The following is a 7,210-nucleotide window of genomic DNA, read 5'->3' on the forward strand; positions in this document are numbered from 1 at the left end:
AACGAGGCCCCTGCCCGCTTCCGTGGGCAGGGGCCTGGTTTCGGCACTGGCCAGACAGGATTCGCTGTATGACGCGGGCGACGACGCCGCCGGGCGTGCGCCCTCGGTGCTGTTCGAGATCGAGTTGGCCTTTGAAGGTCTCATTGACCGACTCGATGACCTGCCGCAATGGCTTGAACAGGGGCGCTCCGGGCCGCTCCGGCTCTCCTTTGCGGGCCGGCCGCAGCAGCCGGATGTCCTGCTCGGCCAGTTCGTGTTCGAAGCCCCGGCCGAAGTAGTTCTTGTCGCCGATCAGTGTCTGGGCGGGCCGGTCGGCGACGAGGCCGGGTTCGGCTGCGAGCAGGTCCAGCAGGGTCTCTCGCTCATCGGCCCTGGCACCGGTCAGGGCGAAAGCGGCGGGCAGGCCCTGGAGGGTGCACACGAGGTGCAGCCGCAGGCCCCAGAAGAAGCGGCTGTGACTGGCGCAGTACCCGTACTCGGCCCATCCGGCCAGGTCGGAGCGCTTGACGGTCTCGCGTGAACGGCCACACCCTACCGGCGTGGAGTCCACGATCCACACGTCGTCACTCCACACCGAGGTGCCAGTGGCCAGCAGCCGGGTGACCCGTCGAAGCAGTCCGGGGCCCTTGCGCAGACGCTTGTTGTAGCCGGGCTGCTTGGGCAGGTACGGGAAGAGATGTCGCAGGTGGGAACGGGCATGACGGAGCCACCTGGCCTCGGAGGTGAAGCCGAGCATGGCCTGCAGCATCGTCAGTGTGACCAACTCGGCGTCGGTGAGCCGCGGCGGGATCCCCACGGCCGGCCGCCATGGCGCGAGATGTGGAGATGCCTTCAGCAGGTCGTCGGTCTTCACATGGAGTGCGGTCGCGAGGGTGCCCAACTCTGTCTTCACACACTGACGTTGGACGCCCTCGTCCCATGCGCGCAGCCAATGCCTTGGAATCGATCAACTAGCGGAGCGCTCTCGACAGGCTCAGCCAGATCGCGGCAGCAGCTGCTCCCCCTCGGCCCATTCCCCGCGATGGTCCGCTCACGCTCCCGCATCCGTGACGGCGTCGGTACGGCGATCCGCTCCCGCCGGCCGTTTCTGCCCGGCTTCGGCGCCCCCGGCAGGACTCGAACCTACGACCAAGCGCTCAGAAGAGGCTGGGCCGGTTCGATACCAACAGGCGACTGACCTGCATGGCAGCAGCCACTTCAGGATTCAATGACTGAGTCAAGGCACTCCCGCCGACCTGTCCCCTCGATGCGAACTATGGGCGCGACGGTCACTGAGGTCTGCTCGCCTGGTCAGACGGTCTACGAGGCCCCACTGACAGTGGCCCCGGGCGCCAGGAAGGGGGTGCCATCCGCAGTCGTACGCGAGGCACCCCCTCGCCGGGTTCACCAGGGCAGGGGGCCCTGCCGCGCCGAAGAAGCCGCCGGTGGGGCCGTCGGGGGCCACCCGGGCCACGAACTCCTGGCCGTCCTGAGCACGGTCACTCACTGGCTGACGCCGAGAGTCCCGCCGTAAGAACCGGCGGGGACGGTCTCCCCGTGGGCCCGGTTCCGTGACACCCCAGGGCCGAACAGGGGAAGCCGCCCACAACGGGCGGGTCACGGCGGACGCCTGCGTCGCCGCGCCGCTATGGCTTTCACCATGGCAACTCTCTCCCCTACCGCCCCGCGCACGGACGACGATCCGGCCCGCGAAGCACAGCACGGCGACCGGAAGGCGACAGCGGTCCGTCTGTGGTGGTGGCCGGCGATGGCCACTCTCGTCCTGGCGATGTACCGGATCGGCGAACCGCTACTCGGCCGCGACGAGTTGACGAGCTGGGACATGTCCGGCCGCAGCGTCGGCCAGGTGCTGGCCACGGTGCAGCGGGTGGACGGGGTACTGGGCACGTACTACCTGATCCTGCACGCCTGGACGAGCGTCTTCGGTGACTCGGCCCTCGCCCTGCGCATGCCCTCAGCGCTGGCCATGACCGGTGCCGCCTGCTGTGTCGCGCTGGTCGGACAGCGGCTGTTCGGCCACCGCGCGGGACTGGCCGCCGGTCTGCTGTTCGCCCTGATTCCGGGCGTGAGCCGCTTCGCCCACGAGGCCCGCCCCTATGCCCTGGTGATGCTGGCCGTGATCCTGTCCGCGCTGCTGCTGCTGAGGGCCCTGGACCGTCCCGGCAGCCCGTGGCGATGGGCGGGTTACGCGCTCGCCCTGACGGCCGTCGGACTGTTCCACTTGATCGCGTTGACGTGCCTGATCGGGCATCTGGTCCTGGTGGCCATGCGGGCCCGGCGCGAGCGCCGGACCTGGCTCGGCTTCGGCTGCGCGGTCCTGGGCGGCGTCGTCTGGCTGGTCCCGGTCGTGGTGCTGGGCAGGGCGCAGACCGCGCGGCAGATCTGGTGGATCGCCAAGCCGGGGTCGTGGGGCCTGATCGACATCTGGTCCCAGCTGTTCTACTCCGGCCTGTGCGCGGGGACGGTGCTCGTGCTGGCCCTCGTCGCCTGCCAGGCGCGCCGCGACGCCGTCGTCTTCTGCACCGTGTCGGCCGTGGCGCCCGTCCTGCTGATCTGGGCGGTGTCCCACGGACACATCTCGTACTTCTACTTCCGCTACATGCTGTTCACCCTGCCGGCGCTCGCGATGCTGGCCGGGGCCGGGCTTGCCACCGGGGCACGGTCCCGGCGGGTGAGCGCGTCGGTCCTCGCGGTCCTCACCCTGCTCACGCTCTCGGACCAGAAATCCATGCGCGAGCCGCTCGCGCACTACTGGTCGGGCGGCCCCGACTTCGCCGCGGCCGCACGAACCATCCAGCAGGGCTACGCTTCCGGCGACGCGATCGTCTACAACCGGGTCCAGGAGGAGGCCCTCTCGCTGGGCGTCAGCTACTACCTTCCCCGCGACCTGAAGCTGCGCGACGTCTTCCTCTCCGAGTCACCGATCCGGCGCAACGACCTGGCGGCGACCGAATGCCCCGAGCCGGCCCGGTGCCTGCGGGGCGAGAAGCGGATCTGGGTGGTGGTGGAGGGGAACGCGCCGGATCCGCTGCAAGGGCTGCCCCCCACCCAGACGGCGGCGCTGCAGGCCCACTACAAGGTGTCCGAAGAAGCGCGCCCCACCGGCCTCACGGTGTCCCTGCTGGTCGGCACCAGCTAGCCGCACGCTTTCATGAGGCGGGGCTGTCCGACTGGTGATCGCCCCAAGATGCGAAGCGGCCTTTGAGCCAGCCCGTTCACCCACCACTCTCCCCAGCTTCCATCCCGTCCGCCGTCGACCCACACACCGTGGAGCGGGCGTGGTTCATGGCGTCCAGGTGGAGCGCGCCACTGTACGAACGACCTGGACGCCATGGGCCGCGTCTGCTCGGCTCTGCCTGGGTCGATGGCGGACGGGACGGGAGCCCACCACGCTCACCACGAACCGGCCGGCACTCGCGCACGGCGCCCCCTCCATCCCAGAGTCTGAGCGCCCCCGCCGGAGGCATGTCTTTGGCCCGCGGATGACGTTCTCGCTTCCGCCCGCATGCACGCAGCGCGCCGCAGAGGCGGCGCGCGCTCGCGCCGTGCGCGGGCCTTGAACCCTTGGAGCCGCCATCGCCCACGGTGACCAAACCCCCATGCCGGCCGATCCGGACAGTGACGACACCACCCTCGTCCTCTCCCACTGGAACTTCGCCGGAACCGGACTCACCCGCGGCGAGGAATGGCTCGCCGCCTCCATCACACCCGACATGGAAGGAGCCGCAGCATGACCACAGCCACTGCCGAACTGCTGACCGTGCCCGAGGTCATGGCGCGGCTCAAGCTCGGACGTTCCACGGTCTACGACCTGATCCGTTCGCGCCGACTGACCTCGATCACCATCGGCCGGTCCCGGCGCATCCCCACCGACGCCGTGCGGGACTTCATCGTCCACGAGATCGAGGAGGCCGCCTGATGCCTTCCCAGCGCAAGCCCAACCCCAACGGCGCGGGCACGATCACCAAGCGCAAGGACGGCCGCTATCAGGCTGCTGTCTACGTCCTTCAGCCGGACGGCACCCGTGCCCGCAAGTTCGCCTACGGCAAGACCTGGGCCGAGTGCGATGCCAAGCGCCGGGACCTGCTCGCCAAGGTCGACCAGGGCGTACCCGTCCCCACTCGCTCGGCCCGGCTCTCCGAGTGGCTGCCGTACTGGCTGGACAACATCGTCAAGCCCCGGCGCAAGCTGAGTACGTACGACAAGTACGAAGCTCACGTGCGGCTCCACCTCGTGCCGGTGTTGGGCTCGAAGCGGCTGGAATCCCTCGGCGTCGCCGATGTCCGGCGCTTCATCGTCCAGCTGGAGAACAAGACGACCGCGGCCACCGCCAAGGAGTCTCACCGCGTGCTGCGCACGGCTCTCAGCGCCGCCTGCCGGGAGGAACTGGTGACCCGGAACGTGGCCGCCCTCGTCGAACCGCCGCGTGCCAAGTCCCGGGAGCTGAGCCCCTGGACACTCGACGAGACCCTGGACTTCCTCGCTGCCGCCCGTAAGGACCCGCTGTACGCGGCCTTCGTGCTCGCCATCGCCATGGGCCTCCGCCGGGGCGAGATCGTCGGTCTCCGCTGGACCGATATCGACCTGGACAACCGCGTGATCTACGTCCGGCAGCAGACCCAGCGGCGACGCGGAGTCCTCTACGACGACGAGACCAAGAACCGCCGCCATCGTGCCCTGCCGCTCCCGGCGATGTGCATCCCGCCGCTGCGCCGGCATCGGATGCGCCAGGCGGCCGCGAAGCAGCGTGCGGGGGAGTCCTGGGACGAGAACGGCCACGTCTTCACTACCCGCACCGGTCGCCCGGTCGAGCCGCGCAACGTGTACCGCTCCTTCACCCGCGTAGCCGACGCCGCCGGCCTCCGCGTCGTCCGGCTGCACGATGCCCGGCACGGCTGCGCGACGCTCCTCACCGCGGCCGGGGTCGCGCCCCGCGTCGTCATGGCGATCCTCGGGCACAGCCAGATCAGCATCACCATGGACGTCTACACGCACGTCGTTCACGACACGCAGCGCGAGGCCATCAGCCACATGGACCGGCTGCTCAAGAGGCGCCCCGGCCGTGAGTGACCGTCCTCGTTGATGTCAAAAACTGATGTCAAAGGCCCCGGACCATGATCGGTCCGGGACCTTTTGCCTGGTGCCCCCGGCAGGATTCGAACCTGCGACACCCGCTTTAGGAGTTCCTTCCGGCGGCCCAAGGGCCGGGTATGCGGCTCGCTAGCGTCCTGCGCAGCGTCCGGCATCGACTTTCCTGGTACGGCAGGGTGCACCGGTGTTGCCGTCAAAGACTGCAGTCAGACCAGCGGTCTCGATGTCCTCCGGCGACAGAGTTCTTCAGGTGGTCACGTCACCTGAATGGCTGCCGCGATTCCCGACCATTCCGATCACGTGCCCGAGGGTCGTGGCACCCCGCTCCGATGCTGCCCGAGGGTCGTGGCACCCCGCTCCGATGCTGCCCGAGCGCGGTCCCATAGCGGGCGGCGGTCAACGGCGCATCCCGTCCGACGACACATGATGTGGCGTCAGTCTGTATTTGGCGAAGGGCTACTGAGTTCACGTCAGGCATTCATCTGACAGCCTCAAAGGCAGGTTCGGCAACCGTGTGGCGGCGCCGCGAACTGGGTCGCTTCTCTACCGCCCTCGGGAGACATCCGCCGAGGTGTCACACACCCACACGACGGCTGTCACTGTCTGTGCGTGAACGAGCACTCTTAGGCTGATCTAGGTACGTTCATAGAGGGTTCTGATCGATCACCCCAGTCCACGCCGGATTGCCCAAGGGGTCCCACCCCAGCTGCATGAATGTCTTCGGTGCCGTTGAGGCCGATCTCAGGCAACCAATGGGCTGCGAAGTCCTTCCGGCACATCCAGTCACACAGGAGGTACGTCATGAGCGCTTTCTCGATCTTCAACGGCCGCGGTGGCCGAGGTGGTGGCCGCGGTGGCCGTGGCGGCTACGGCGGACGTGGCGGCTACGGCGGACGTGGCGGCCGTGGCGGCCGTGGCGGCTACGGCGGCCGTGGCGGCTACGGCGGCGGCTATGGCGGCGGCTACGGCGGCGGCTACGGCGGCGGCTATGGCGGCGGCTACGGCGGCGGCTACTAAGCATCGCCGCCTCACCCGAGGATCGTCATCGGGGGGCGACGGCGCGTCCCGTCCGTCGCCCCCCTTCCGCCGCATGCCCCCACCCGGCTCCCTCCCCGAGAAGGTGACCCTGCTTGGCGGACGCGACACACGCCGACTCGGCTCACATCAAGCCCGTGGCCCCGGCAGCCGAGGACAGTCCAGTGCCCCTTGCGGCGGCCGTGTCTTCGGCCGACGCGTTCCGCCGCTTCTGGCCGTGGGCACGCCCCGACCGGTACCGGCTCGCCGCGAGTGTCGTCCTCCTCATCGCGGGGTCCGCGGGTGAAGTCGCTTCGGTGTGGCCCTTCAAGAACCTGGTCGACCAAGTCCTGATCCCCCACCGGTTCACAGCGTTCCTGCCGCTGGCCGGACTCATGGCCGCCGTGGCTGTGGTCGCGGCGCGCCACGGCATCCGCTTCGACCATTCGCAGGAAGCGAGCGATCTTCCACAACGCGCTCGGCTACGCGGTCGACGCCGGGCTTCTGCCCCAGAACCCTCCCCCCCAGGTCCAGTGGGGTGGAAGAGGAGCTGGACCCCGCGACGGTGCCTGACCCTCGACAGGCGCTCGCGCTGCTCGATGAACGTAGGGAAAGTCTGTGGTCTGTGACCCGGCTGTCCGGGTCCCGCGTCGAATGCCAGCGGCCTCGAGGCTGTAGTGCGTGACGGATGGCCTGCCCCGTGGTTTCGCTGCGTGCCGGCACTTTTCGACCTCGACAACTCGCTGATCGACCGGCGTGCGGGCGTTGAGGATTGGGTCCCCGCCTTGTGCGCGTTCGGTGCCTGCCCCGGGAGGCGGTGTCCATCATTTGCGATCGGCTCCGGGAGCGGGCTTACCCGAGCGCGGACGCGGCAAGGACGCCGTGGCCGTCGTCCATCGGCCGAAGCGTGTTGTGGTGCCGAAGGATTCGGGTGTCAGTCAACCCGTATCGCGTAGCGGTCGCCTGCTTGCCAGCTGTGGGTCGTTGCCGTCAAAACGCCCCGGACCATCCCTTCCGTTCTAGTGGTCGTCACAACACCCCAGCTCAAGGGGTGCGATGACGTTCGAGATCCGGAAGGATCGGAAGCCACAAGGACGCCGGATCC

At 68.9% G+C, this 7,210-nt stretch carries 5 protein-coding genes and 1 pseudogene; 5 read left to right on the forward strand and 1 reads right to left on the reverse strand.

Translation table 11 applies throughout. The features are described 5' to 3' along the window. Window positions 1–52: 52 nt before the first annotated feature. Window positions 53–892 (reverse strand): annotated as a pseudogene (locus ACWCP8_RS38255) (IS982 family transposase); the annotation flags it as partial. A gap of 747 nt (window positions 893–1,639) precedes the next feature. Here ACWCP8_RS38255 and ACWCP8_RS38260 point away from each other — a divergent pair. From ACWCP8_RS38260 to ACWCP8_RS38280, 5 genes are all read left to right on the forward strand, one after another. Then, window positions 1,640–3,139, forward strand: coding sequence for a glycosyltransferase family 39 protein (locus tag ACWCP8_RS38260; RefSeq protein ID WP_352265343.1), 1,500 nt, complete (start codon window positions 1,640–1,642; stop codon window positions 3,137–3,139). A 460-nt stretch (window positions 3,140–3,599) separates the two neighbouring features. Next, a complete protein-coding gene (locus tag ACWCP8_RS38265) occupies window positions 3,600–3,734 on the forward strand; it encodes a hypothetical protein (RefSeq protein ID WP_451121030.1) in 135 nt (44 codons plus the stop codon). Beyond that, window positions 3,731–3,919, forward strand: coding sequence for a helix-turn-helix domain-containing protein (locus ACWCP8_RS38270; RefSeq protein WP_451121032.1), 189 nt, complete (start codon window positions 3,731–3,733; stop codon window positions 3,917–3,919). The genes ACWCP8_RS38265 and ACWCP8_RS38270 overlap by 4 nt, the downstream gene beginning before the upstream one ends. Continuing rightward, entirely contained in the window at window positions 3,919–5,070 is a 1,152-nt protein-coding gene (locus tag ACWCP8_RS38275) for a tyrosine-type recombinase/integrase (RefSeq protein WP_451121034.1), read from the forward strand. Before ACWCP8_RS38270 ends, ACWCP8_RS38275 begins: the two co-directional genes overlap by 1 nt. 822 nt (window positions 5,071–5,892) lie before the next feature. Next, window positions 5,893–6,108: a hypothetical protein gene (locus tag ACWCP8_RS38280; protein WP_352265351.1), complete on the forward strand. Its 216-nt coding sequence runs from the start codon at window positions 5,893–5,895 to the stop codon at window positions 6,106–6,108. The last annotated feature ends 1,102 nt before the right edge of the window (window positions 6,109–7,210 follow it).

This window comes from Streptomyces sp. NPDC002206 (assembly GCF_053593595.1).

What these genes read in the sequence shown, in the direction of transcription:
- ACWCP8_RS38265 (WP_451121030.1), top strand. Translation starts at nt 3,600, where the DNA reads ATGCCGGCCGATCCGGACAGTGACGACACCACCCTCGTCCTCTCCCAC.
- ACWCP8_RS38270 (WP_451121032.1), top strand. Translation starts at nt 3,731, where the DNA reads ATGACCACAGCCACTGCCGAACTGCTGACCGTGCCCGAGGTCATGGCG.
- ACWCP8_RS38280 (WP_352265351.1), top strand. Translation starts at nt 5,893, where the DNA reads ATGAGCGCTTTCTCGATCTTCAACGGCCGCGGTGGCCGAGGTGGTGGC.
- ACWCP8_RS38275 (WP_451121034.1), top strand. Translation starts at nt 3,919, where the DNA reads ATGCCTTCCCAGCGCAAGCCCAACCCCAACGGCGCGGGCACGATCACC.
- ACWCP8_RS38260 (WP_352265343.1), top strand. Translation starts at nt 1,640, where the DNA reads ATGGCAACTCTCTCCCCTACCGCCCCGCGCACGGACGACGATCCGGCC.